General features: G+C 65.8%; 30 protein-coding genes. 11 read left to right on the top strand and 19 right to left on the bottom strand.

The genetic code is table 11. From position 1 onward, the window contains the following. Positions 1–12: 12 nt before the first annotated feature. From BLS56_RS23810 to BLS56_RS23800, 3 genes are read left to right on the top strand one after another with little or no spacing between them, the layout of a single operon-like run. Positions 13–708 carry a dTMP kinase gene (locus BLS56_RS23810; RefSeq protein WP_091455048.1) on the top strand — a complete coding sequence of 232 codons (696 nt, stop codon included), beginning with the start codon at positions 13–15 and terminating at the stop codon, positions 706–708. 31 nt (positions 709–739) lie between these two features. Then, the gene (locus tag BLS56_RS23805) at positions 740–1,660 is read left to right on the top strand and encodes a DUF2797 domain-containing protein (protein WP_091455045.1); all 921 of its coding nucleotides are present in this window, start codon (positions 740–742) and stop codon (positions 1,658–1,660) included. 19 nt (positions 1,661–1,679) lie between these two features. Beyond that, a complete protein-coding gene (locus BLS56_RS23800) occupies positions 1,680–2,519 on the top strand; it encodes a class I SAM-dependent methyltransferase (RefSeq protein WP_091455043.1) in 840 nt (279 codons plus the stop codon). 15 nt (positions 2,520–2,534) lie between these two features. Here the strand turns inward: BLS56_RS23800 and BLS56_RS23795 are convergent, their stop codons facing one another. The 5 genes from BLS56_RS23795 to BLS56_RS23775 all read right to left on the bottom strand — a co-directional run bounded on the left by BLS56_RS23795 (position 2,535) and on the right by BLS56_RS23775 (position 6,517). Continuing rightward, positions 2,535–3,065: an NUDIX domain-containing protein gene (locus BLS56_RS23795; protein ID WP_175483006.1), complete on the bottom strand. Its 531-nt coding sequence runs from the start codon at positions 3,063–3,065 to the stop codon at positions 2,535–2,537. A 52-nt stretch (positions 3,066–3,117) separates the two neighbouring features. Further along, entirely contained in the window at positions 3,118–4,095 is a 978-nt protein-coding gene (locus tag BLS56_RS23790) for a PGN_0703 family putative restriction endonuclease (protein ID WP_139190948.1), read from the bottom strand. 800 nt (positions 4,096–4,895) lie between these two features. Continuing rightward, positions 4,896–5,921 carry a relaxase/mobilization nuclease domain-containing protein gene (locus tag BLS56_RS23785; protein ID WP_091455038.1) on the bottom strand — a complete coding sequence of 342 codons (1,026 nt, stop codon included), beginning with the start codon at positions 5,919–5,921 and terminating at the stop codon, positions 4,896–4,898. Next, positions 5,918–6,310 carry a plasmid mobilization protein gene (locus tag BLS56_RS23780; RefSeq protein ID WP_407640549.1) on the bottom strand — a complete coding sequence of 131 codons (393 nt, stop codon included), beginning with the start codon at positions 6,308–6,310 and terminating at the stop codon, positions 5,918–5,920. The genes BLS56_RS23785 and BLS56_RS23780 overlap by 4 nt, the downstream gene beginning before the upstream one ends. 6 nt (positions 6,311–6,316) lie before the next feature. Then, positions 6,317–6,517: a helix-turn-helix transcriptional regulator gene (locus BLS56_RS23775; protein ID WP_228771871.1), complete on the bottom strand. Its 201-nt coding sequence runs from the start codon at positions 6,515–6,517 to the stop codon at positions 6,317–6,319. Positions 6,518–6,621: 104 nt separating this feature from the next. Between BLS56_RS23775 and BLS56_RS23770 the strand changes: the two genes are divergently transcribed. Both BLS56_RS23770 and BLS56_RS23765 read left to right on the top strand, forming a co-directional pair. Beyond that, positions 6,622–7,299: a helix-turn-helix transcriptional regulator gene (locus BLS56_RS23770; RefSeq protein WP_139190947.1), complete on the top strand. Its 678-nt coding sequence runs from the start codon at positions 6,622–6,624 to the stop codon at positions 7,297–7,299. Next, positions 7,296–8,465, top strand: coding sequence for a site-specific integrase (locus BLS56_RS23765; RefSeq protein ID WP_091455027.1), 1,170 nt, complete (start codon positions 7,296–7,298; stop codon positions 8,463–8,465). The genes BLS56_RS23770 and BLS56_RS23765 overlap by 4 nt, the downstream gene beginning before the upstream one ends. A 392-nt stretch (positions 8,466–8,857) precedes the next feature. On the opposite strand, the gene BLS56_RS23760 is transcribed toward BLS56_RS23765, so the two are convergent. The 9 genes from BLS56_RS23760 to BLS56_RS23720 all read right to left on the bottom strand — a co-directional run bounded on the left by BLS56_RS23760 (position 8,858) and on the right by BLS56_RS23720 (position 16,012). Continuing rightward, positions 8,858–10,225 (bottom strand): pentapeptide repeat-containing protein, encoded by a 1,368-nt coding sequence (locus BLS56_RS23760; protein ID WP_139190946.1) that lies wholly within the window; start codon positions 10,223–10,225, stop codon positions 8,858–8,860. A 504-nt stretch (positions 10,226–10,729) separates the two neighbouring features. Further along, the gene (locus tag BLS56_RS23755) at positions 10,730–11,095 is read right to left on the bottom strand and encodes a hypothetical protein (protein ID WP_175483005.1); all 366 of its coding nucleotides are present in this window, start codon (positions 11,093–11,095) and stop codon (positions 10,730–10,732) included. Further along, positions 11,092–11,412: a hypothetical protein gene (locus BLS56_RS23750; RefSeq protein ID WP_228771870.1), complete on the bottom strand. Its 321-nt coding sequence runs from the start codon at positions 11,410–11,412 to the stop codon at positions 11,092–11,094. Before BLS56_RS23750 ends, BLS56_RS23755 begins: the two co-directional genes overlap by 4 nt. Before the next feature lie 150 nt (positions 11,413–11,562). Then, complete coding sequence (locus tag BLS56_RS30895; RefSeq protein ID WP_139190945.1) at positions 11,563–11,814, bottom strand: hypothetical protein; 252 nt, start codon at positions 11,812–11,814, stop codon at positions 11,563–11,565. A gap of 120 nt (positions 11,815–11,934) precedes the next feature. Beyond that, on the bottom strand, positions 11,935–12,525 hold the full coding sequence (locus BLS56_RS23740) for a GNAT family N-acetyltransferase (RefSeq protein ID WP_091455017.1): 591 nt from the start codon (positions 12,523–12,525) through the stop codon (positions 11,935–11,937). Then, positions 12,503–13,306, bottom strand: a complete 804-nt coding sequence (locus BLS56_RS23735) for a lasso peptide biosynthesis B2 protein (protein WP_091455015.1) — start codon at positions 13,304–13,306, stop codon at positions 12,503–12,505. The genes BLS56_RS23740 and BLS56_RS23735 overlap by 23 nt, the downstream gene beginning before the upstream one ends. Further along, entirely contained in the window at positions 13,270–15,087 is a 1,818-nt protein-coding gene (locus tag BLS56_RS23730; RefSeq protein WP_091455012.1) for an albusnodin/ikarugamycin family macrolactam cyclase, read from the bottom strand. Before BLS56_RS23730 ends, BLS56_RS23735 begins: the two co-directional genes overlap by 37 nt. An 82-nt stretch (positions 15,088–15,169) precedes the next feature. After that, positions 15,170–15,349, bottom strand: coding sequence for an albusnodin family lasso peptide (locus tag BLS56_RS23725; RefSeq protein ID WP_091455010.1), 180 nt, complete (start codon positions 15,347–15,349; stop codon positions 15,170–15,172). A 279-nt stretch (positions 15,350–15,628) separates the two neighbouring features. After that, complete coding sequence (locus BLS56_RS23720; protein WP_139190944.1) at positions 15,629–16,012, bottom strand: hypothetical protein; 384 nt, start codon at positions 16,010–16,012, stop codon at positions 15,629–15,631. 522 nt (positions 16,013–16,534) lie between these two features. Between BLS56_RS23720 and BLS56_RS23715 the strand changes: the two genes are divergently transcribed. Together BLS56_RS23715 and BLS56_RS23710 are read left to right on the top strand one after the other, a co-directional pair. Next, positions 16,535–17,416 (top strand): helix-turn-helix domain-containing protein, encoded by an 882-nt coding sequence (locus BLS56_RS23715; protein ID WP_091455005.1) that lies wholly within the window; start codon positions 16,535–16,537, stop codon positions 17,414–17,416. A 38-nt stretch (positions 17,417–17,454) separates the two neighbouring features. Further along, on the top strand, positions 17,455–17,646 hold the full coding sequence (locus tag BLS56_RS23710) for a DUF397 domain-containing protein (protein WP_091455002.1): 192 nt from the start codon (positions 17,455–17,457) through the stop codon (positions 17,644–17,646). A gap of 11 nt (positions 17,647–17,657) precedes the next feature. Here BLS56_RS23710 and BLS56_RS23705 read toward each other — a convergent pair whose 3' ends face one another. From BLS56_RS23705 to BLS56_RS23695, 4 genes are all read right to left on the bottom strand, one after another. Continuing rightward, positions 17,658–18,158, bottom strand: coding sequence for a phosphatase PAP2 family protein (locus BLS56_RS23705; RefSeq protein ID WP_324187535.1), 501 nt, complete (start codon positions 18,156–18,158; stop codon positions 17,658–17,660). Between the two features lie 103 nt (positions 18,159–18,261). Continuing rightward, positions 18,262–18,780, bottom strand: a complete 519-nt coding sequence (locus BLS56_RS23700) for a DUF6545 domain-containing protein (protein ID WP_091454997.1) — start codon at positions 18,778–18,780, stop codon at positions 18,262–18,264. A 987-nt stretch (positions 18,781–19,767) separates the two neighbouring features. Beyond that, positions 19,768–20,322, bottom strand: coding sequence for an HNH endonuclease (locus tag BLS56_RS30890; protein WP_139190943.1), 555 nt, complete (start codon positions 20,320–20,322; stop codon positions 19,768–19,770). Positions 20,323–20,488: 166 nt separating this feature from the next. Further along, positions 20,489–20,755, bottom strand: a complete 267-nt coding sequence (locus tag BLS56_RS23695; protein WP_091454995.1) for a hypothetical protein — start codon at positions 20,753–20,755, stop codon at positions 20,489–20,491. Between the two features lie 83 nt (positions 20,756–20,838). On the opposite strand from BLS56_RS23695, the gene BLS56_RS23690 reads away from it, so the two are divergent. The 3 genes from BLS56_RS23690 to BLS56_RS23680 all read left to right on the top strand — a co-directional run bounded on the left by BLS56_RS23690 (position 20,839) and on the right by BLS56_RS23680 (position 22,188). Next, positions 20,839–21,141: a VOC family protein gene (locus tag BLS56_RS23690; protein ID WP_091454993.1), complete on the top strand. Its 303-nt coding sequence runs from the start codon at positions 20,839–20,841 to the stop codon at positions 21,139–21,141. A gap of 90 nt (positions 21,142–21,231) precedes the next feature. Then, positions 21,232–21,618, top strand: a complete 387-nt coding sequence (locus tag BLS56_RS23685; RefSeq protein WP_091454991.1) for a hypothetical protein — start codon at positions 21,232–21,234, stop codon at positions 21,616–21,618. A gap of 9 nt (positions 21,619–21,627) precedes the next feature. After that, the gene (locus BLS56_RS23680; RefSeq protein WP_091454989.1) at positions 21,628–22,188 is read left to right on the top strand and encodes a transposase; all 561 of its coding nucleotides are present in this window, start codon (positions 21,628–21,630) and stop codon (positions 22,186–22,188) included. 64 nt (positions 22,189–22,252) lie between these two features. Here the strand turns inward: BLS56_RS23680 and BLS56_RS23675 are convergent, their stop codons facing one another. Next, positions 22,253–23,566, bottom strand: coding sequence for a hypothetical protein (locus BLS56_RS23675; protein WP_091454986.1), 1,314 nt, complete (start codon positions 23,564–23,566; stop codon positions 22,253–22,255). A 398-nt stretch (positions 23,567–23,964) separates the two neighbouring features. On the opposite strand from BLS56_RS23675, the gene BLS56_RS23670 reads away from it, so the two are divergent. Further along, positions 23,965–24,477: a hypothetical protein gene (locus tag BLS56_RS23670; protein ID WP_139190942.1), complete on the top strand. Its 513-nt coding sequence runs from the start codon at positions 23,965–23,967 to the stop codon at positions 24,475–24,477. Positions 24,478–24,584: the final 107 nt, after the last annotated feature.

The raw sequence follows: 24,584 nt of genomic DNA, 5'->3' as shown, positions 1-24,584 counted from the left end.
GGAGGAAACCCCATGCTGAACGCGGCATTGCCCGACGTCCCTGTGCGAGGCCGGGAGATCACGATCGTCGGCATCGACGGCGCGGGCAAGTCCACCCTTGCCACTCGCCTGCACCAGGCCCTCATCGACGCGGGGCACAAGGCGATCCTGGTCGGCAAGCACAGTACGGACGTCCCCATGGACGCGAAGTTGTCCGCCTACGTTGATCAGCTCAACGCGCTGGTCTACCGCCGCGACTCCCGAGTCGCCCAGGCGTGCGGTGACCACTACTGGCTGCTGGCGCTGGCCGCCTGGTACAGCCTGCAGGACAGGGTCGTGATCCAGCCCGCGCTCGCCGCGGGCACGCACGTGATCCTCGACAACGCCCACCACAAGATCCTGGCCCGGTACGCGGTCAACCCTGCTGTGTCCACCGGCCTCGCCGAGCAGGTCTTCGCCCACCTCACCGAACCCGACTTGGTGTTCTTCCTGCACATCGACGCCCGCACGGCGCTGGCCCGCAAGGGCGAGTTCAGCTCCCTGGAGAGCGGCCACACCGGCGGCGCCGAGGAGGACTTCATCCGCTACCAGGACACTGTTCTCGCCAAACTGCGCGAGCACGAGCAGCGCGGTGGATGGCTGTCGATGAACGTCACAGACATGGACCGCGACGCGGTCTTCCGCACCGCAATCGAAGCCCTCGCCGACCGCCTGCGGCTCTCCCTCTGACTCGCCCCCACCCACCACAAGGACCAAACCAATGCCAGTGACCCGACCGGACGACAGCGAGTACGTGTGCCACGGTGTCACCTGGGCGACCGGAAACCCGCGGTTGCTGCTCGCCCCGCTGCCCAACGGGCCACTGGTCTACGCCGAGATCATGAACCAGCGTCTCGGCTTCGCGACCGGTACCGGCAGGTGGTGCACCGGCCGGTACCGGTTTGTCGACACCGTCAGGGTGGAGGCGGTCGCTTGCCCTGATCGCGCTCCGGCAGGGGAGAGCGGCCAATGCCGCCGGTGTTTCAGCCAGGACGAGTTCCGGTTCGCCCACCAGTACCACCGGGACGGCAACGTCCCCGAGGCCCTGCGCCGGTACATGGACCAGCCGCATTGGCTGTACCTGGCCACTTTCGCCGACGGCGCCACCAAGGTCGGCACCGCCGCCGGACCACGCAAGCGATCCCGGCTCAACGAACAGGGAGCCGTGTTCGCCACCTACCTGGCCGAGAGCCCTGACGGCCGGACTGTGCGCTACCTCGAAGACGCCATCACCCGCGACCTCCGGATGCCCCAGACCGTCCGGGCCGCGTCCAAGCTCAAGGCACTGGTCAACATGACGGACTTGACCGCCGCCAGCGCGACCCACGATCAGCACGTCGCCCGTCTGACCGCCGCGCTCGCCACCATGGACACCCCAGCGGTGTTGGAGAAATGGGTACCGCCAGCGGAAGGCGGCCGAATGCGCGCCGCCAGCGGCGCCCGGGTGCTGTACCCACACGATCTACGCGCGGGCGAACACGGTTTCACCATTGTCGCCTGCGTCGGCACCCAAGTGCTGGCTGTTCTTGGTGCCGACGACGAGGTGGACTACGTGCTCGACCTCGGCAGCCTCAAGGGCTGTCGCATCACCCTTGGTCCCTTCGAGTCGCCCGCCGTCGCTGTCCAGAACTCCCTCTTCTGACCGAAGCGAGGTACCCACGATGGCAGCCGTAGACGCCGTTCTCGGCTGGGACGAGGACGCCACGGCAGAGGCATACGCCGCCTTCACCCGTGATTTCCCCATGTACGCGACCACCAGCCGAGACCTGGCCCGCCGAGCTGACCTCACCGACAGCAAGCTGGTGGTCGACCTGTGCGGCGGAGCCGGAGCAACCGCGGCGGCGATCCTCGAACTCGCCCCGGCCGAGGCTCAGGTCATCTCCCTGGACAACGCCGCCGCCATGCAGCGTGTAGGCCACCGCAACCTGGTCGACTCCCGCCTGATGTGGGTCACAGCCCCGGCGGAAGACCTGGCCAACCACGTTCCCGGCTTGACAGACGCCGTGGTGTGCAACTCCGCGATCTGGAAGACCGACGTATCCAGGGTGTTCGCCGCCGTACACCAAGTCCTTCGCCCAGGCGGCCGGTTCGTGTTCAACATCGGCGGTGGCTTCGCCGGGGTCCGGCACCCCGACGAGGTCGCCACGCGCACCGGGCCGTCGCTGAACTCCCTGATCCACCAGGTCGCGGCCCGCGACTACGGCTACGTGCCGCCGCAGGCCGAGGACAAGCCTCCCAAACTGTCGTTGGACGCGGTCACCGAACATCTGTCCGCTGCCGGGCTTATCGTGCTCGACACCGAGGTAGTCGCGCAGCACAGCACGATGGCCGAGAAGAAGGCATGGCTGTCCATTCCGGTGTTCGCCCGCCCCGGTGGGAAGTTCACTCACTCGCAACGGATGGACATCCTGAACAAGGCGTACGCCCTGACCACGCCCGACACGCCAACGGTGACGAGCTGGCTCGTTGTGGTCGCCCACCGTCCCGCGGAACGGTCGTAGCCGGTGGCCCGCCCTTCACTTCTGTGACCAGGTAGCCGTTCCGGCCAAGTGGTCCGCCGCCAGTCGACGCACATATGCGCGGATGCGGTCTCGGTCCTCGGGGAACGCGCTTTCCCACTCCTCATCCAGGTCGACCCACTTCGGCGGCTGGCCAGCCTCTCCACCAAGCGGCACGTCACGGCTGACGACGGCGCCATACGACAGGCCCAGCGTCGGGGCCCAGTCCGCCCGGTAGGAGCGAACCGAGACAGCGGCCGGAGCGGGCAGCAACTTGCCCGCCACCCCGGTCTCCTCCGCTAGCTCACGGACGGCGGCGTCCCGGGGCGTTTCGCCGCGTTCGACCGTTCCACCAGGTGGCACCCACCCCCGAACACGGTGGCGCACGAGCAAGACGTGACTGTAGGACGGATCGGTGACCCAAACCTCGGCCGATAGCGGCTCGGTCAGCGTCGGCCTAGCGCGAAGCCATGCCCGGGCGTCATCAAACTCGCTGGCGGCAAGACGAGCATCGACGACCGCCGCCTCCACAGACCTCTGATCAATCACTTGGCCAACCCTATGACGAGCAGTGGCCGACTCGGATTGGCCACACGCAGACCTACGGCCCCAGAACGTAGCGCCGTTGCATGGACTGCGCCCACTCGTGGAGTGCGGGCTCCGCCGCGGCCTTGGAGAGCAGTTGCTCGTGGCTCCACATCCCCACGGTGAGACCCGGAGCAGAGCACGCCTGGCCGACTGCCTCGACCACCTTGTGTGCTCGCTGATCGTCTGCGCGGCACAGGATGACCGCGAGCGCTTGGTCGAAGTGGCTGTCGCCGCGGAGTCCACGCTGCCGAACGGAGTTGGTCAGCAGGAGCGAGCGTAGAAACTGGCTGGCGCCGAGGTTGACCAGATCGTTGGCGTCAGCTTCGGCGATGCCTGCTTCTTCGAGGTGGCTGGCGTACTTCGGGATGTCGAGTTTCTGAGGTGAAAATGAATCCACATACTTGACCTCGACGGTGACCAGCACTCGGTCGCCTGCCTTCGTCCGCACCACCGCCGCCATGTCGAAGCCGGAGCGGTCACCGGTGTGTTGCCGCATCGGCGGCGCCCACTCGGCCTGCAGGCCGTTCAAGACCCACGGGTCGATAGCGGCAGGCTTGCCGCTGTCAAGATGGCCGAACTCGACCAGGTCGAGGCGGGTGAGGCGCTCCAGCACCGACAGCGCTGCCCGTTCGTGAGCGCGGAACTCCCCAACGATGCTGAAGGCCAACGGCTGGCTGGACAGCATGTTTCGCCATAGGCGGCCGGATTCGGCCATACCGCCTGCTGCCTTGATCACGTCCAGCCGGGCGGTCGCGTAAGTGCGTGCCGCCGCAGACATGAGGTTCCAGCCTGCTTCGGCAGCACTGATGCCGTCGTGGTATTCGGGCAGGAAATTGCCGAGCGCGGCATAGTGGTGCCGGGCTTGACCAAGGGGCGGCCCGGAAGGGAGACCCAGGACATCGGCGCGGTAGGCGCTTTGGTGCGCACGGTGCCGCGCTTTGACTGCGGTGTCCGATCGAACGAGATCGCTGCTTACGTCAAACTTCGGCATGCCCTCTCATTTCATTTTCACGACCGCGTCCGGCTGTATCCGATTTCGGTCCGCAAACCACACCGGCCGAACGCTGGAAGTATACGTACGGCCTCGCCAAATGTTCGTTCCACGTCCGTGTCGGCAGCTTGCGCCTGAGCACACGTGGGGGTGGGTCGCTGGCCGTAGCCACGGCAGCAAGTTAGAGATCAGGTGCCCTGATCCGACGAGCAGCCTGCGGCCGCTCTGGAGCGCTCAGGCCGCGAGGCCGGACGAGGTGCGCGTGGTTCGACGGTGGTCTGTCGCCTGCTGCGACGCGGCCATGTCCTATCTGGCTCTACCTCTGTCCGAGGTTTGATTACTCGCCAGGGGCGCCCGAGAGGGCGGGCGGGGTGAAAGGGATTTCCTAGACTTGGGTGGTGACGCTTGGACTGGTTTCGGAGTGTCTGGTCGCGGAAGGGGTTTTTGCGCCATGGCAGGGTGGGTATTCAGGTGGTTCAGGGCGGTGTCTAGCTGATTCCGGGCTGCGACTCGGATCGCGCGCTGCTCAGCCGTTTTTCTCAATGTTTTGATGATTTCGGCTACGGCGATGACGGCGAGGACGAGGGCGGCGGGCGTGAGTGTTCGAGTCGCGGAGACGAGGTAGGCGAGGTCGCTGATGAGGCGGAGGGCTTTGCTTGGCGGCCGCGATGTTGCTCGCCTGGATGTGGTGGCGGGCAGTTGAGCGGCGCGAGTCAGTTGGTTGTGCGCCAGGGTGAGTTCGGGGCGGTGGGGGTTTTGGTTGGCGAGCGCGCTGACGGCGTCGGCGGTTCGTTCGCCGATCAGGTGCCACAGTGCGGCGTCCGGATTGTCGGCGAGATCGTTGGCGACTGCGGGTGGGGCTGCTCTGAGCTGGCGAAGCAGGGTTCGCTCGGATGGGCTGGTGGATGTGTCCGCGATCGGTAGTGCTGTGTCGGTTCGCCAGAGTCGGGCTTGGAGGTGTTCTGAGATGCGGGCGTCAGGCCATCGGGCTCGAAGGCGGGGGAGTGACAGGTCGCGGCGGAGGGTGCTGCCTGCGAACCAGAGAGGTTCGGCGGCGGGCAAGGCGACTTTGTAGCCGGTGACGGGGCCTTCGACCGGCATCCGGTGACCAAGACTCCCTGGTTGCGGAGCTGGCTGACGAAGGCGATCTCGGAGTCCGTCCCGGCGGCTGCCCGGCTGACCAGGTCTCGCAGCCTGTCGCGTTCGCTGGGTTGGTTCGCCTTGCTCGCCCGGACGAGTTCGGGGTAGGACGTGGCCTGTGACTGGCCTTCGCCTGCGGGCGCCGTGGCGGTCCAGGAGTGCAGGTCTTCGACTTGACGGCACCACCGGCGCCAGCGGGTCCAGTCTCGGTAGAGGTTGGTGATGCGGCCGTCCGCGGTCACGGTGTTGACGACCAGGTGGATGTGGTCGTTGCCCTCGATGGAGGGGCCGTGGTGGATGGCGACCCAGCGGCAGCCGTCCCGGTTGAGGCCCATGTGGGTTACCGCTGATTCGACCAGTGCGCGCCACTGGGCGTCGGGGAGGCGTTGTTCTCCCTCGCTTAGGTCAGCCGGTGGGATTGAGAGGACCACGTGGTAGACGTGGCCCTCCGGGGGGATGACCTGGTGGCCGTTCATGAGGGCGTCAAGTTCGGCGGCCAAACGGGAGCGGCCCGCAGAGTGCTCGGCCTCGGCACCCCATGCCTCGCCGCGCACCCAGTCGCTGTCCCAGGCGGCGACGACGTGCGGGTCGATGTGCTCGTTGTGGCGGCCGCGGCCGAACAGATAGCGCAGGAGTCCGGCGGTGTCGCGGCCGCGACGGCCTTTGTTGGCTACCTTGGCGATCACTGTGGGGAGCGGCGTGGGGCAACGGTTTCGAGGATGTCGCGCAGCTCGTTCACGGCCGCAGTGTGGTAGTCGAGGGCGGCTGTCAGTTGCTGGTCGGTGACCGGCTGGCCGCTGTTAACGCGCGCCGCCAACTGGTTGAGCGCGCCGCCCGAGCGGCCGAGCTTGGTGCGGACGGCTTCCCATTCGGCCGTCCAGAACCGCTGTTCCAGCAGGGACCAGCCGCCGTGTCTGCGCAGGCCGCACTCGACCAGGTAGCGCGGCAGCGACAGGCCCGCGAGCTTGGCTCTCCACTTGAGTTCGTCGTACACCGAGGGCGTGACGCGGACGTTGATCCTCGACTTCGATCCACCTTGGACCCGTCGCTGCCGACTTGGTTTGTCCGAGCTCATCGCGGCCTACGCTTGGCCGGACAGGACTTCGATGATGGACGCTGTGATCACCACCCGGCGAGCGCCGAGCTGGATCGTCCTGGCCGGGAACTGGTGGCGGTTGATCAGCTCGTAGGCGTGGCTGGTCGAGATGCCGAACGCCGTGGCGGCGGTCGGGACGTCGACGGTGGCGGGCCATCGCTGGATGTCTGACAAGGTCGGTTTCATCGTTTCCCCCCGAATGGACTGCCCGTATTCCGAGCACTCCATATCGAGATTCCATGACCGTCGAGTCCTTGTCAACCGCGCACGTGATGTGACACGCTGGGGTCGTGACAGGGCCACGGACCGTGGGCTCGGTGGTCGGGGAGAACTTGCGGCGACTGCGCGAGCAGAGCCGGATGACACAGCACGAAGCCGCCAGGCTGTTCAAGCAGTACGGCCTGCGATGGAGCCGCAGCAAGGTCGCGGCCATCGAGGCGGGCGACAGGGAGACCGTCAGCCTGGCGGATGTCCTGCTGCTGGCCTTCGTCTTCAAGGTGTCGATCGACGAGTTCTTCGCGGGTGACGGCGACGTCATCCTGGCCGACCAGTTGTCCCCTGTCCCCAGGGGTTCGGTGATCGCGATCATCCAGGGCCACTATCCGGAGTTCCCACGTCCGCAGGTCTCCCAACAGGAGGCCGAGGAGAGGGAGCACCAGGACGTGGAGCGGTTGTTCGAGATCATCGACGCCAGAAACAAGCTCGCCCAGGCGACGGAGGCCGACCAACTGTTGGCTCGGCGGCTGGGCGTGAGTGTCGATGAGGTCCTCGCGGCCTCGCTGCGTCTGTGGGGGCGGACGCTGACCGACGAGCGGAACGCCCGTGTCGTCGGCTTGGGGGATGACTTGGAGACCGGTGAGCGGCAGGCGCACCGCGGGCACATCACGCGGGAGCTGTCGCAGCAGGTCGAAGACGAGTTGTCGGTTTCTGGCCCGTCACAGGCAGAGGAGGAGAAGGAGGACGGGTGAGCGACCCGATCAAGAAGATCGAGTTAGCCGGTGGCAAGGTCCGCTACCGGTTTGTGGTCGACGTGGGCCGGGACCCCAAGACAGGGAAGCGGCGGCAGTTGACCAAGACCTACGACACGAAGAAGGAAGCGCGGAACGAGCTGGCGCGGATCAGGCACCAGTTCGCCGAGGGAACCTTCGTCGCTCCGGCCAAGGTGACTGTTTCGGGCTGGCTGGATACCTGGCTCAAGTCCGCGACGATCGACGTAGAGAAGGCGACAGCGAGCAACTACGCCGACGCGCTCCGCCCGGTGCGCGAGCGGCTGGGCACGTGGAAGCTGCAGGACGTGTCCGAGGAGGACGTTGACGACCTCGTGCAATGGATGCTCACGTCCGGTCGGCGCCGTGGCGGCAAGCCGGGGTCCGGGTTGAGCGTCCGCTCGGTGCAGCTCACCTTGGGCCGGTTGCGGACGGCGTTGAACGTGGCGGTGCGGCGCAAGCTCGTGGTGCGCAATGTCGCCCAGTACACGCAGATCCCGCGCGAGGCTCGGAAGAAGGCGGTCGCCGCGGCAGCGGAGCGGACGCCCTGGACCACGGAGGAGGTGAAGTCGTTTGTCGGTGCGGTCAGGGAGCACCGGCTGTTCGCGCCGGTGTTGCTGTCGCTGATCGGGATGCGACCGGCCGAGGTTTGCGGGCTGCGCTGGTCGGACATCGATCTGGAGGCCAAGACGCTCACCGTGGCGTTGACCAGGACCCTGGTGGACGGCGAGGTCGAGGAAAAGGGGCCGAAGTCGGAGAAGAGCAAGCGGAAGCTGCCGCTGCCGAAGCCGGTTCACGCGGCGCTCACGACATTCAAGGAGCGCCAAGGAGAAGAGAGACGAGCAGCAGGGGAGGCATACATCAGGTCCGGCTACGTCCTGGTCGATGAGCTGGGCAGGCCGTGGAAGACCGACCAACTTCGGCGCGCCATCTACAAGCTGATGGCGCTGGCGGAGGTTCGGAAGGTGCGCCCCTACGACGCCAGGCACGCCTGCCTGACCTACCTGGCCACCTCAGGCGTCGCGGACGTGATCGTGAGTGCCTGGGCGGGGCACGCGGACCTCAGCTTCACCAAGCGGGTCTACGTCCACCCCGACGCGGAGCACCTGCGCGCGGCGGCCGACCAACTCGATCTCTTGCTGGGCTGAATCAAGCAGTACAAGCGTTCGTGAGAAGATGTGAGATGTGGCGGGTTCAGACGCAAGTCAGGGCCCCGTCTCACCGCAGTGAAACAAGGCCCTGACCTGGGCTTTCATCAGACTTTCGACCGTCGGGCTGACAGGATTTGAACCTGCGACCCCTTGACCTAATTCGCCGTCTATGCGACCTGCGGCTTACGTCCTAAAACAGCTTCTGACCTGCAAGGTTACTGTTTCTGGTTGTCAATGGTTGTGGTCGTCTGTGGAGGTCATGTTGCATGGATGTTGCACGCGATCATCCTGAAAGGACACTTCGTCCTAGGTGAAACTTCACCTGTTGTGCAACCAGGCTCGTGGTCAGGAACCTGGAGGTCAGCACGTGCTGCATGTGGTCTCGGCGGTCATTGGCCAAGCTCTGGCGAGCCTGGCTTGGCCTCGTTCTGGTCGGCATGTGCGAGCCGTAGTTCGGGCGGTACATCGCGGGTGAAATGAGTGTCGGCCAAGCGTGGAGTGGCGCCGAAACTCGATTCATCGAATATGGCCTCCCCGGCAAAATGTGCCCTCTCGAACAGGGCTTCTCTCGCAAAACTCACGCTTTGGAACGAAGTGAAGTCGCCGAAGCGGGTTGCATGGAATACGGCGATCCCTGCGAAACTCGCTCCCTGGAACGTGACTATCGCACCGTAATTCATCTCTTCGGACGATGCAGTCCAGGTTGCACCCAGGAAAGTGGTTGGTCCGCCGAATCGGGCGTCGGCGAATGAGGTGACCCTGGTGAAACTCGCACCATCGAACGCGACGAGTCCGGTAAAGCTTGTCTCGTAAAACAAGGCGTCTTGTGCGAAGCTCGCCCCCCTAAACGAGGCGGTTCCGAAGAAGCTCGTTCCTGCGAACGAGACGTTCTCGGTGAAAGTCGCTTTTTCGAAGTTGCCATTAGCGGCTAGGCTGGCCTCGTCGAACCAGGATTTCCCGGTGAAGGTCGCCTGTCTGAACGAGGCTTCCCCTGCGAAGTCGGCCCTGGTGAAGGTGGCCGTGCGGATGTGGCAGTTTGTGAAGTCAGCGTTGATCAGGGTGGCTTCGGTGAGATCGATGTCGATATCGTTCCAGAAAGTGCCGACAGGGTGTTTCGGGTCAGTGCCGGGGCGCAGGTGGCAAGCAAGGATGCGTTGAGCGGTGAGCCTGACCTCGCGTTCTTGCCGCCGCTCTTGGTCACGTTGTGCGGGGGAGGTGTTGGCCGACCGGCGGGCAGCCTCGGGCGCGATGATGCGGGTGGGTGAGTTGACCAGCGGGCGTGGCACGCCCAATCGGCGGGTTCCCGGCTTGTCCGGGGGCAGGGCGTAGGGGCCTCGAAGATAGGCGCAGATCACGTCCACCACCGTCTGTCGCTGGTCCGGGTTCATCTGCGCCACCCGCTCCAGGGCGTACAGCCCGCCGCAGCGTACCGCGGCCTTGTCCGAGCCCAGTTGTTCGACTGCCTTGACGTAGAGCTCCGTCAATCGGCGCTCCTTCGCGTCAAGAAGGTCGTCGGCCGCCACCTTCTGCTGGTGAGCCAGAGTCAACTCGGCTGAACGCTGCCTACGCGCGGCCAACCACAACGCCGCAGCCCCGCCAGTGCCCACCACCAACGTCGCCGAGGTCCGAATCGCATCCAAACGCTCGGCCGGGGTCGTTCCGGAGAAGTTTGTCAACAGGGCCACCGCCGCAGTGATCCCGATGCCGAATAGGACCAGCGCGCCGAGAGTGATCTCTCGCGGCGTGAGTGCCCGCATCACCGGAGGTTCGTCGGGCGGTGCCTCTGCGGGGGTGCGGCGTGAGCGCGCTGTTCCCGCTGCGACTGCTACGGCAGCCAAACCTGCGGCCACTGGAATCGGCCACCATCGGCCAAGCCAACCCCATACCGGCAACCACCAAGACCGGGCCGCCCACCCAGCGGTCATCGCACTAGCTACACCGAACCCCCAAGCCGAGGCCGTCAGACCCCGCTGACCGGTCACCGCAGCCCTAGACCGACCCAGCCATCTCGTCCGCGCTCGCGCGGTAGAGGGCGTCTCCTCGTTTGTCACACAGACAGCATCGCGTGGTCGCCTCCCGCGTTGCTAACCGCCCGAGGTCCGCGGGCACCCGGCGCCAGTGCAGCCCACCAACGCCGAGAATGCAATGAGTGAGCGATGGCCCCGTACGGAGCAGAGTCTCGCACGGGGCCATCGCAGTCCATCCTCAAGCCGTCCGGTTGCTCAGGGATCGGCAATTTCGGGAGGTGCGTGAAAGGTGGTTTAGTCCTCGACGGGTTCCCATGTTCCCGTGTCCAAGGGCACGTACCCCACCTTGGTGCCGGTCGGCAATTCGGCCGCTAGACGCCGCGCCAGCGCGCGGCCATCTTGGATGAAGGCCGTGCGCTCGGCGTCGTTTTGGAAGCCGGAGTTCTGGGGCGTGTCCTCGTCGTAGGTGCCTTGGAACCGCGTGTCCCATGCCGTGATTGCTGTTTGCAAGTCATGACTGAGCGGCGCGATTTCGGTGATGTCCTCGGCGGTGAAAGGTTCGGGGACGTCGTCGCCAGTCGACACCCACAGCGGGCCCGCGTCCCAGTCGGCCCGTAGTTTGACAACCATGTGGTCGGGGCGGGGGAGTGGTGTGGTCATGGCAGCGGTTTCAACTTTCCTTTATGACTGTAGGGATATGCGCCGACTATATAGCCGTTTGAGGCGACTGTCACCGCGATCAGGACGCTGCGGCCCTTGTGTTCTGTGGAATAGACGATCCGGTCTCGCCCCGAGATCCCGACTGGTCGGCCTTCGGTCGCCGCAGTGAAGACGACCTGGGCGATGTCAGCCTCATCAATGCCGTGGCCAGCGAAGTCGTTGACACGGTCGGGTTTGGTGATGTGGCCGAGGCCGGATGCGTCGTTCCCTGTCTCCAGCCACACCACGCGCCCGTCCTTGTCTCGCCCGATTCGCACGACTTCTCCCGGGCTGATCTTCGCCCCGGTTCGCTGCACCTCGGCGACCAGTGCCGGGTCGACCGGCGGTGATGTGCGCGGTGGACTGGCGGAGGCCGCGGAAGCAGTCGGCGCTGACGCAGTAGTCGTGCTGGCGTCAGCGCCGTCTCTTCAAGCACCGACTCGGCGTAGTTGCTGGGCGTTTTCCTCGATGCTCTGTCCTAGCCTTTCGAGTATCTGAAGGACTTGAGACTGGGCGGCGCTGGTTTCTTGGACGAGGCGCTCGCGGAGGGTGCTTCCAACTTGGCTGATCTGTTGTTTGACTGCGTTGAGGTGGTGGTCGACGGCGGCGGCGGCTTGGCTGCGGACTTGGTCTGCGGCGGCGCTGAGCGTGGCGACGGCTTCTTCGAGATGTCCGCTCATGGCTGGCCCTTTCCGTGGGGGTTGAGGAGATTCAGTCGGTGCGGCTGGTCGGTGTGAAGGTCGTGGTTCCGTATGCGGGTCGCGATGCGTCGCCACAAAAATACGTGTTCAGTGAGTTGTTTAGCTGATCATGGATTTGACAACGGACGGGCCTGGGAAGTCTGATGCGATGGCGTCCATGAATAGTTCGTTGGCCGGTTCCCCGAGCCAGTAGCCGGACAAGCGGCGCTCTCCGATACGACGGAATCCCGCCTTCTCGTAGGCGTGGATGGCTGCCGTGTTCGGTGCGAGAACGGACAGGTAGACGCACCGCAAGTTCGTGACATGGAAGGCGTAGTCCAGCGTGAGCCGCGTGGCCTCTGTGCCGATTCCCCTGCCGGTGCTCGCGTCCTCGCCGATCAGGATGAAGAACTCTGCGTTTCGGCGTGGGTGGTCGATCGTCAGTGACGATATTCCGACCGGTACTGGCTGGTCGCCGGTAAGGTCGTAGACTGTGAACCTGGCCTGGTTAGCGGACCTCTTGAGTTGGTGAGTCAGTCCTTCGGTGCGCGCCTCCAATGATTCTGGTGTTTGCTGGCCGTAGCCGACTCGAACGCGCGGGTTGTTTTCCCAACGCCAGTATGATTCGGCCAGTCGGCTTTCCAGCGGGCCTAGTGCGGCCGTTTCTCCGCGGAGGTAGAGGATCGGGTCACCGCTCTGGTTGGTGGTCATGGTCTCCCTTGGTTCGGTTCGGGATCGTGCGCAACGGTGTGTAGCGCGTTGTCGATGCCGGTTCGGACACCGGCCCGTGGTCAGTCTCCACCCATGCGTGCAGTCTGATGGGGTCTGCCGCGACTCCGTGACACCATGTCACCTGAAGGCGGTATGCGGCGAGCAGCAAGACGGCAGCGGTTGATTCTTCCAGGCAGGCCGCGCGGCCAGGAACGAGCAGGCAGACGCGGCGCACAGCGTTGACGGCTTGCTCGGCTTGAACGGGAGTGGCTGGGTGGTTGCCGAGGTGGTGTGCCCACGTGAGTAGCCGCAGAAGACGGGCCATGCTTGTGCTTCTGCGGCCGATGTGCCGAGTGAGCAGTACAACGGCGACCGCCAGCGCGCCCCCAGCAAGGGCGCGAACCCGGACGTGCGGCAGAGGAGCGCGTCCGGCCTGCGATTCTTGCGTGCCGAAGCTGAGTCGCCAGGGCTTGCCTGGAATCGGCGCGGGCCACGGGCACGGCTGCGTGGTCCCGGTGAGCAGTCCTGCCGCGCGGAGCTGGTTGACAAGGCGGCTGGCTGACTGGGAGTCGAGCACGCTGGTACTGGCCGGGTTGCCGGTCGTGGACAGCTCGGCCCACCATCGCGCGGACTCGTCGGTCAGCGTATGCACGTCTCCGGTGCGGTAGTTCACCAGTACGGTTGCTGTGTCGGCGCCGAGATCGCACGCTGCGATGTCGCTGGGCGCTGTGACGTATAGGTAGGTCACGCTGCTGCCTGCGTTCTCTGCGGAGAGGTCCATTGCACCTCCGGGGCCGCATGGACTGCCCGCAGCCACACTTCGGTCCGGACAGCGGGTTCCACGGTGACGAACGCGGTAGGGATGCCTGCCGCGGCCAGCCTGAGCGTATGCCGGAACTCGGCGGGGTCGATCAATCCGAGCGCGGCCAGGTGTCCGTCCATCAAGGCGCTCAGGTTGGTGAGATTTGCGCGTATCCCCTGGTAGTAGTCGCTGGTGTAGCTGCCCTTGGTGGTTCGCGTCGCCAGCTCGGCGGGGAACAGGTCAGCCATCGCCTGGCGCAGGATCGGCTTGTAGACGGCAGGGCCGGGGCGGGCGTGCAGCGGCACAGACAGACAGGCGTCGATAACGCGGGAGTCAGTGAACGGGTTGTGCAGTGCAATCCCGCTTGCCTCGGCTAGTTGCGCGTCGGCGCGCGCTGTGCGGCCCACCTCCGTCATGGCCTCAGCGATGAGATACGAGGTGAAGCCGCGCGCTGGGACCTGGTCCGCCTGGTCGGCGACGGCTGCCGCCACATTCGCGGCCCGCTCCCGAGCCTCGGACGTAGCCCACCTCGGGTGTCGGGTTGACGGGAGCCATCCAACATCGGCCACTGAACTCCGGCGATCTGTCAACAGGTTGTTTGCCCATGCGCGTAGGGCGGCAGGTCGGCCCGTGCGGGCGGTGCGGCGTGCTGATGCCAGCAACGGTAGTGCTGAGACGCGGCGTAGCCGTGCCCACGCCAGTGCCTCAGCAACCATGCGACGATAGGAACCCGCGTTCAGCAGGTCTGCGAGCATCGTTGGCGGGGAACACAACAGGCTGTCTCCCCCGTCGCCAGTCATGTGACTGTCCGAGCGGCACATTTCACGCATCCAAAGAAGTTGCGCCGAGAACCGTGCGTGCGCGATGGTGGAAGGTGCCGGTTCGTCCGTCACCGAAACTCTACCAAGGCTGCTGTACGGCAAATGGGTCTCACCGATTGCCATGAGTCGGTGCGCGATACCCGGATATTTCGCGACCGCACGCGAATACTTCAGATCACCTTCCTCGGTGGTGCCATTCGCGTGGACAGTCACCGCTGTGATCGTTCTATCTGGACTCAACCGCTCAGCCGCCAACAACGTCAGAGCCGACGAATCGTATCCCCCGGATAGATCCACGGTCGGCGAGGACACCGGGTCTACCCGGGTGGCGACGGCAGCAGCGAGTTCAGTACGAAGACGGGAGCTATGATCGCCGGGTAGCGCACGAGGGCGCCATACGCGCTGAGCGAATGGCGGTTTAGCTTTAGGCAAGAATAGTTTATGCCCGGCCGGGACCAGGGACACTCTCTCGAACGCTGATCGACCTGTAGACAACACGGGGACGGCCGGGGCGAGTAGTCCCGCGGCCAACCGATCTCTATCGACGCCCTGACGATCTAGCGCTGCCAAGGCACGTGCACTCGATGCCCAGTACACCCCGCCGTCAGCCACTGACGTGTAGATCGGCCATGCTCCACCGACGTCAGTCCAAACTACTGTCCCATCATCGTCGGTCTGGATGATGGTGTAGCTACCCGACCACAGCAGTCCCGCGTCATCGGGCACGCCGTGGACGGCAAGTCGCGCCAGTTCGCTGCGTTCCAAGCTGCATGGTCCGATGACCGCGACAGCCCGACATGCCGTTCGAGAGGTTCTGATCTCATATTTCGGCCACGGCCCAACCAGCCAGCCGCAACGTACAGTGGGCCAAGTTTGTTCAGAACCATGCGGAATACGTGGTGGCTCCGTCGTCCCGCTGAACCCTCCGAACCACAACATCAGCGATGACCTTTCTCCTCTATTCACCCCGCCGGGGTGCCTGACTCCGCAGAACCAGGCACCCCGGCAGAGAAAAGAACGACTAGGCGTATTCCCTGCGCTTGTCCTCCGAGCCGTCGCCGTCGCCGCCCTGCGTCATTTCGGTCACGCTACCGACGCTGACCAGGCCCGCTGGCGCGATGCCCTCGCTTCGCCGAGTCGTCTCGGCCTCGTCGCTGAAACCGGCCGAGGTCGTGATCGCAGTGCTGGAGTTTGTCGCCATTACTTTCCTCTCCATTGTTATTTTTCGTTACACCACGGTCGCGATAAGAAGGGCGACCGAGTGGGTATGGTGATAACCGCATGGGTTCGTTAAGATGACTGTTGCTCGCAGGTCTTACATCTTTTACCTGAACCTGGTCCGTCGAGCAGGACGGTAGGAGCGCCGCAAACCGACCATTCGATCGGTGTTCCACGAAAAACTAGCGGTGCTCTCGCGCTCTCCAGTGCTCGATGGAACCGGTCGGTGGTAAAGAAGCCGGGACGCCATGCGGCTTGCGGTTCAGCCATTTGTTGCACCCACCTTCGACTGCTGTGTTAGCTGGCGCAGCAGTTCTAGCTCCCCCTGAAAACGGGACTGAGTCCTCTCCGTTTCGCCCCGGTAGTACCTCTCCAAGAAGTCGTTAATGACGACAATCAATTCTCCCTGTCGCGACCACACTGCCCGCGACTCTCCCATCGGGAAAACCGGATTGAAGGAGTTCGGTAGTCGCGAAGCAATGGTGAAGTCGTCAGCGCGAATCACAACAGTGTCGAGGAACCGGCGATCTCTCGTAAAGCGGTAGAAGTGCAACCCGGTGATCATGTATGAGGGGCTGCTCAGAAGAGGGAGCATCCCGAAGCCGTGCTCACGAAGCCTTGCCACCTGTTCGGCAGTTGTGGTCACGGTCTACCTCCGGGATTGAGCGGTTGGATCGAGGCCGGACCCGCGCGGTTTCTGGGGGATAGCCGCGCGGGTCCGGGCAAGGCGCGAAGCGACGTAGGGGTTTCGTCGCGTGCTCGTCACGCCTTGCAGGGACACGCAGTGGTCAGGAGCACCTCTGTGGCGGGCCGTGCTCCGCCCGCCTCCACTGCGCCGCGTTGTTGCTTGCGGTCACTCATTTGACTGTCGAGCTTGAAACCCCGCGAGCAGGAGCGTGTCAAGAACGGCCCTGCCCGCAGGGGGCATGGATGACCACCGCGTTCGAGTTGGTGCGCCTTGGGTGGCGCCGCCTTCGTCGTGCATCTCGCCCCCCGCACTCGGCTTGCTGGTCTCACTGTCTAAGGTCAACGTACTTGCATCGGCTGGTACATGGAAAGTTACACGTAACTTACGCCGCAATGTTCCATCAAACGGGTGAATCGCCTGGTGACAGTTCGTTACGATTAGGGCGCTCGCCGCCGCAATCTGTGACTGAGGAGAGGCCACATGACGCCAGGGGACCCTGTAGTCGCCCAGATCCAGCTCGGGATCTTGCTGCGTGAGCTACGGGAGACCGCGGGTCTGACGGGAGCCGAGGCCGCAGAACACCTGCGCACATCCACAGCGAGCATAAGCCGGTACGAGAACGGCAAGCAGGCCATCAAGTCCGAGGACGTGGCCGTGCTGCTCGACCTCTACGGCGCGAGCGACAGGGATGCGGCCGAAGCGCTGCGTCTCGCTGCGGTTCCTCGGCCGTCCGGACGCCGACGTCGAAGCGCGTCGTACCGGGATGAGGTACCGAACTGGTTTCGCAGGTTCCTGGTGCTGGAAGGCGAAGCGAGCGACATGTCGATCTACGAGCATGAGACCGTCACTGGTCTCTGCCAAACGAAGGACTACGCGAGAGTCCTCCTCAGGGCAGGCGCACCCCTTGCGGGTACGGCTGAGCTGGATCGTCAGGTCGCCATGCGGACCGGTCGTCAAGAGATCCTCACGCGGACCGACCCGCCGCCTCCACGGCTCGACGTGGTTCTGAACGAGTTGTGCTTGCACAGGGTGATCGGCGACGACTCGGTCATGCACGCCCAGCTTCAGCGTCTCTTGGAGCTCAGCGAGTACCCGGAGATCGAGCTGCGCATCCTGCCGTTTCGGCCTATCCCCACCCGCAACTATGACGAGGCGTTCACCTCGCCGCAGCGGTTCACCTTGCTCAGGCTTCCGGAGCGCGGGACGGTCCTCTACCTGGAGGACTTCGCGGGCGCGAACTACCCCGAGGATGTCGCCCTGATCCAGAGCTATGCCGCCGCCTTCCAGCGGCTTCGCGCCGCGTCGGCGGACCTCAAAGCGTCCCGCGACCTGATCGCTAGGGTTGCGCGGCAGTACGTGTAGACATCCTCTGTAGACAGCCGAGAAGGAAGGAGCCAGCGATGGCTACCAGGGAGATGGGCCAGTACCGCTGGCACAAGAGCAGCTACAGCGGCAACCAAGGGCAGTGTGTCGAAGTCGGGTTCGACCCTGCTCAGCCCGAGGCCATTGCCGTTCGCGACTCGAAGAACCCCGGGGGCGGAGCCCTCCTTGTCGATGCCCGCGAGTGGGCAACCTTCCGGGCGAGGCTGTAGCTCGACGGGAGTCACGCGAGAAGCCAGTAGAGACCACCGCCGACGAGGACGCCGAGAGCGGCGCCGATGAGGACTTGGGCGGTGGTGTGGTCGCGGAGCTCGACGCGGGACCAGCAGACCAGGAGCACGGCAGGGCCGAGGGCAAGGGCGATCAGCGGGTGGTAGGTGACCATCAGGATGATCGTCGCCCCGGCGGCGACGGCCGCGTGCATCGACACCTTCCAGTGAGCGGTGAAGGTGACCACCACGGCGACGACGAGGGTGGCGAACATGGCCGCGGTCAGAGCGATCATCTGGTCTGGGGCGTCGCCCAAGGCCAACGCGACCCAGCCGAGGGCGAGCGAGCTGACACAGGCGGCGAACGGGACGACGCGCCCCTCTCGGTTGTTCACGTGGTGGCTGTCCCAGGCTCCGCGTCGGGCACCGCGCACGATGACGACCATCGGGATGACCGAGCCCGTGATGCCGACGATCAGACCCCAGAGGAGGGTCGGGCCTGGTTGATGGGTCACGCTCCATGCGACCGCCAAGGGGAGCCCCAGAACCCACACCCAGGGGGCGAGGAGCTCGGTGGTCCATCGCGCGAGGCGTCGCCGTGGGGTGCGGGGGGTGGCGTCAGGCGTGGTCGTGGACATGGCCGAGTTCCTTCACGACGTGGGTAACGATCGGGTTGGGCAGGGCCTTGGCGATGCGGACCAAGGCGTCGACCTCGTCGGCTTCGCTGGCCGGGTGTTCGCTCTGGTCGGGGATGCCGATGATGAGCGGGGGGCGGGCGACAAGCGGTGGTCGTCCGTCGCGGAAGGCGCGGATGGCCACGATGATGGCGGCGGCCTGACCGATGGCGCGGGCCTCTGCCGAGGCGTGCTCGGCTCCGGCCATCGTGCGGGCGTGGTGATCAACCCGGGGGTCGAGGTAGGGGCGTAGGGGGCCGATGGAGATGTCGCGGATCTCGGTGACGAGCGCTCGCAGGTCTCGGTGGCCGAAGACCAGCTCGGGCGCGAGGTCGGTCATCAGCGTCCAGAGGGGCAGCAGGTCGCGGCGAGCCCGATAGGCGTCCCAGCGGGTGCCGATGGGAGGAACCAGGACCCCGGCCATGAGCAGGGTGATCGAGACGATGACGATGACCGCGCTCACTTCACCGCGCCAGGGCCACCCGAGCCCCGCCGCGTGCGCGGCTGCCGAGGCCAGGCGCTCGATGGTGTAGAGGACGCCGACGCCCGGGACGACGGAACCGGAGGTTGACTCGACCAGGTGGCCCTATTGCCCAATGTGCCCTGACTTCTTCTATCCACGGGAGGTGGTCGAGGCTGGTTACTGGACGTGCCCAGGGGAGCACGTTCGGTACCGGCACAACCCGCTTAAGCCGGGCTGATTGCTGTTGAGGGGCCGCGTGAAGCCGCGAGGCCCCTCACGGGGCAGCATCGGCTGGTCGGTCTTTGCGATCATGGTCTGTTCGTCATCGGGCCTGACCGGATTCCTCTGGCCGGACAGTTTGGACGAGGTGGCTATGACCGCAGCCGCATGAAAAAAGCGGCGAGACGCCCGATACGATATTGCACATATGTTGTATGCAACATCAGGCGTCTCGCCGCTTTCTCCACTTGGGACGCTCTCTACCTGCGTAAACAGTGTCCCGACCGTCGGGCTGACAGGATTTGAACCTGCGACCCCTTGACCCCCAGTATCACCTTCGCAAGCGCTGTGCTCAAGGCGTGTTTTCCCTGGTCATTCTTGAGCGTATCACATCGGGTAAAGGATGCCAGGATTAGATGAAGTCGATCATGTCTGGAAATGGGTCGATCTAGTAGTTCACGTTCTGTGTTCGCGGCGCGAGGACGGCCGCGCTGGCCCTTCTCCAAGGTGGCAGCCGTAGCGTGGCGTCTTCGTTCTTGATCTACGGCGCTTGGCCCGGCGCCGTTGCGCGGGGGACGGACCATCGGGTGGTTGAGGTGCGTGGGTCTGTGGCCTGCAGGACGATGAGTACGGTGCCGGTGATGTGGAGATCTGGGGTTGCCCCGCCGGTGATGGCGGCGTGGTAGCGGCCTCCGAGGACGGTGAGGCCTCGTTCGCGTAGTTGGGTGAGGTTGGCGGAGAGGGCACGTTTGGATTGACGGACGCTGGTCATGCCATTGGCGTGGACGTCCTCGGAGATTTCGCCCCAGTCTCTGGCGTTGGTGAGGAACTCCGCTGAGCAGTCGAGGTCGTCATTGTTTTCGACGTCTCATCGAGATCTTGGAAAAGAAATTCCCAGGCGCCGTCGATGACGTTCCAGGCCGCATCGCCGGTTTCCGATGGCGACAGGTCGACTATTCCTGAGTTTTTGAGAGTTGTGTGAACCTGTGTTGCTTTTTTGTCCAGGTTGTCGTTGACCCATTGTTCGTGGTCGTTCTTGGTCTTGCGCAGCACCTCTGTGGTGTAGTGGTTGGGCTGGTCGTCGACCTTCTTGTGGTCGACTCGGCACAGCAGCACTAGGTTGGTGTAGTCGTCGACCTGGTCGGAATCGCACTCGCCATGACGAGGGCCACCCGGTGATCTCGCTGCGATGTGCGCCTCGTCTCCGACCACCGCTTCGGCATCAGTGTCCGTGCGGTCGGCGACCAGCACCCGCCTGCACAGCGCGCATCTGTTGCCCGAGCGGCCCCACAGCAGTTTGCGGCTCTTCTCGCTGATTCCCACAACACCATCATCCACTGACCCAAAGGTCGATCACCGTGACGGTGCGCATGTCACCACTTGCTGCGAGGCCGGTGAGTTCCTGGCTGACGGCGGTCGGCAGACCACATGGCGGTTGATCGTCAGCCGACCGCTCCCGTGTACCAGTCCGCGCATGCACGAAGCGTCTCTACGGCGCGCCTGCACCGAAGCGCCATGTTCTGGTAGCTGCGGCAGTGCTGAACGGCCGCATCGCCGTGCAGCAGCCGCACGGTGTCCACGTCGCCGGGAAGCCGCTGTCTACGTGGAAGACGATGTTGGCTCCCAGGTCGGCGAGGGCGTGAACGCGAGCTTGGTCGGGGTGGCGGGCGGCGTCGAGGCGGAGCTCCAGCAGGGCCAGGTAGCTATTGCGCTCCCGGGTGATTCGGGCGAACAGGTCGTGCATCAGCGCCGTCACCGCGGCTCGGTCCTTCGGCCCCGCCACCGCCGACCCGACCAGCGCGGGGCTTCTTCCGTGAGCACCTCAGCTGCACCGTCGTCGTGGACCTGGGGTGGTACGTGGACCTGGGGCACCCGTCGTTGCCAGGTTTCACGGCCGACCTCGTCGCGGTGGGCCACCCTGCGAACCCGCCGGGTCTCCCGGCCGTCTCCGGCTCGGTGATGGCCCTGGTGGTCGAGGACGTCCGGGCGGAGATCGACCGGCTGGTCGTCGCGGGCGTGCCGGTCGTGCAGGAGTGCCGGGACGAGCCGTGGGGCCAGTGGCACTGCTACCTCTGGTCGCTGGGACCGGTGATGAAGCTCGTCCAGCAGATCGCTGACTGTTTGGCGGCGAATGGCTGGTAGGCCACCGGGACGCCGAGCAGTCCGTGTGGCGTAACACCCCCGCACGCTGTGCGACGATGGCGGTGAGGCCTCGGAAGCGGGGAGGGACGGATGCCCACCACCATCGACTCCTCCGCGGCCGGGCCGCGGGCGTTGCCCATGGCGGCCGAGAAGTTCGAGTCCGTCGTCGCGGTGGGAGCCGAGCCGGAGCCCGGGGCGCCGACAAGGCACGCACGTGAGTTCGAAGGCCCGCCAGCGAACCTGCACGCGCCGCGGGCGGGCGTCGCCGCCCACAGTGCCTGCTGGGCCACGGCCACGGGACTGCGCGAGGGCAAGCTCGCCGAGACCACCCTCCAGCGGTGGCAGAAGATCCATGCCCTGCTCGAGGCCGGGGTCGGGCTCCTGGACTGCTCACGCCGCCTCGGCCTAGCGCTCAACACGGTCAAGCGACACGCCCGCGCCGCCACACCGCAGCGCATCCAGCGGGTCCCCGAATAGCGGGCTTGCATGATCGACCCCTACCGGGACCACCTCCGCGCCCGCCGCGAACAAGACCCAGGCGTGGGCGCCACCGCGCTACTAGCCGAGATCCGCGCCATAGGCTACAACGGCAGCCACAACCTCCTCGTGCGCTACCTCAACCAGGGACGCCATCTCGACGACCACCCGCACCTGTCGCCACGCCGAGCCGCCAGGCTGCTGCTGACCCGACCGGAGAATCTCACCGAACGTCAACACGAACGACTCGAAGGCTTGGCCGCGGCCTGCCCCCAGATGACAACGCTGACAGGCGTTGCGCGCTCCTTCGCAGCCTTACTCGCTCCCCACGAGGAAAACCCAGCCCGATTGGTGGAATGGATCACCGCCGCACGCGAGGCCGATCTGCCTCACGTGCACTCCTTCGCCCGAGGCATCAACCAGGACATCGACGCCGTCACCGCCGCCATCACCCTCAACCACCACAACGGGCGCACCGAAGGCGTCAACAACAAAACCAAGCTACTCAAACGGCAAATGTACGGACGAGCAGGCCATGCTCTCCTGCGCCACCGCATCCTCCTCGGATAACACCACCACCCAAAGTGCGCCAGAGCCGATCTTGGAACAGTCCCCCGGGCGGGCCGGATTTCGATCATTCGCTCAGCCGGTCCGCCCGCTGCAGCACGTGCCGGGCGAAGGCGTTGTCCGCGTGCGACCGCAGTTGCCGCCGAAATCTGTGGAAAGCGAAGTCCACGTGGGCGGACCGGACATAGGAGTACGCGTCCAGGAATCCCTGCCAGGTGTCGCACGCCCGTTCCAGGTCGCCGTGCCGAAGGTGCAGTTCGGCGAGCCGGTGGGTGGTCAGGACCCGGGACCGGCGCTGGGTCTCGGGCCGGTCCCGCAGCGAGTCCCGCCACGCGCGGGCGGCGCCGCGGTGGTCGCCGAGCAGCGCCAGCACCTGGCCGGTGTGGTCGGCCAGGTCGGCCTTGGCGCAGGCGTCGACCGCGCGGGCCCCGCCGAGGTGCTTTTCTGCCTCGGCCAGCCGGGCGAGGGCTTCGCCGCGGTCGGCGAGCCGCGCGTGCGCGACGGCGGCCTGCCCGAGCAGCGCGGCGCGGGCGCCGGGTGGCGCGGCCGAGCCCGCGCGGGACAGCGCGGTGTCCGCCAGCCGGATCATCTGCCGGTGGTGGCCCAGGAACCGTGCTTGTGCGCTCATGCTGCCCAGGACGGCCGCCTGGCCCACCGGGTCGCCCGCTTCGCCTGCCAGGTGCAGCGCGAGGCGGTAGTAGCGCTGGGCCAGATGGTGGTACAGGTTGTCGGCGGACATGTATCCGAGCAGGTGGGTGAGCCGGGCCGTCGCGCCGAGCAGGGCGGGCTCGGTTCCGCTCAGGTGCAGCCGGGGCGTGATGTCGGTCGCCAGGTAGGCGGCGAGCGCGAGACGGCCGTGGCCGCCGCCGAAGGCCTGGTAGGCGGCGGTGAACGCGGAGGTCATCGCGCCGATGGCGGCCAGGACCCCGCGCTCGCTCGGGCCGGGGTCGGCCGCGCGGGCCGTCGGGGCCTGCGGCCAGTCGGGGGCGACCGCCCAGTCGGGCCGGAACGGCTGTTCGCGCAGCAGCGTCCTGCGCACCGGGTCCAGGTCGGCCAGCACGAGTTGGCGTAGGCCGTCGGCGCTTGTGGCCTCGTCCACCAGGGCCGCGCCCACCACCGGCGTGTCGGCCATCCCGGTCTCGGTCACGGCGATGAGCCTGCCCAGGCGGCGCGACAGCGCCTCGGCCAAGAGCGTGGGGACCGGTGGGTGCGGCCTGCTTCCGGACAGCCAGTGCGACACCGCTGTGCGGTCGTAGCGGAATGTGAGGCCTGCCTCCGCGGCGACGCGGTTGACCGCGGCGGCGAAGTTGTGGCTTGTCCACTGCGCTTCGGTGAGCAGCGCGCGCAGCGCGTCATTGCGTTTCCGGGTTTGCGACGTCATGACTCTCCCGAGACAAACGGGCGGGCGTAATGGTGGTGAAGATTCATGCGTCTGGCGGTCATGACTCCAATTGTCGATGTTCGCCCACCGATACTCGCATGGCCAATCATCGAGCCGCGACCGGCAATGGAGTGACATTTCCTCACTTATGGCCGCCGGCCTGTTCTCTGAGGATGTGACTGTCAGTGCGTCCCCTCGCCTCCGCGAACGACGAGACGCTGCTTCGAGCGTGAACGCTTTCAACATCGGCCCGTTGTGAAACGGTGCTCTGCCTGCTGTCATGAAGAAGGTATCCGGCTTCCGCGTCGATCTTCGGTCCACGCGGGTCGACATGTGGTGATCAGCTCCGTCGCGTCGTCCCCGGCGCGTCGACGATGAACCCAGGAAAAGGACAACTCATGAGGAAATTGCGTTTCGGTGTGTCGGCGGTCGCACTGGCGGCACTCGGCTTGCTCGCGGTTCCCGGGCCGAGCGCGCAGGCCGCCGCCGCCGCGCCCGCGAATGTGACCTGCGCTACGGGAAGCGCGGTTCTCGACTTCAACCCGGGAATGGGAGTGACGACCGCCCCCATTGCGGCCAGCGGCCGGGGCACGGCGTCGGGCTGCTCGGGCATTGTCGGCCGGACGGCGTTCAGCGGGGTCGACGCCGTTCTCACCTACCAGGCCACGGGCGTCGCATCGTGCTCGTGGGGCCAGGGCACCGGGCACTTCATACTGCAGCTGAACACGAGCCCGCCGCAGGTGGTCCGGGGTGATTTCGCCATCTCCACCCGGGAGTTGACCGCCACGTTCACCGGTGAGGCGAACTCGGTCGCCATCGCCCAGGCGACCAACCCGCTGGAGGACTGCGTCACCGTGCAGGTCACCAGGGTTCGCGCCGTCTTCGAGCCGATTTACATTGTCACCTCCTGACGCTCGGCGCAGGGCGCCCTTGCCCGCCCCGCGCTCGCAAGGGCGCCCCACCGACGCCGCCGCCCGATCGGCGGTGTCGGAACAGCTGACGGACAACGGTGGAATCA

This window comes from Actinokineospora iranica, assembly GCF_900101685.1.
GTDB lineage: Bacteria > Actinomycetota > Actinomycetes > Mycobacteriales > Pseudonocardiaceae > Actinokineospora > Actinokineospora iranica.
The sequence above is the reverse complement of the archived record's forward strand: the minus strand, read 5'-3'. Positions and strand labels throughout refer to the sequence as shown.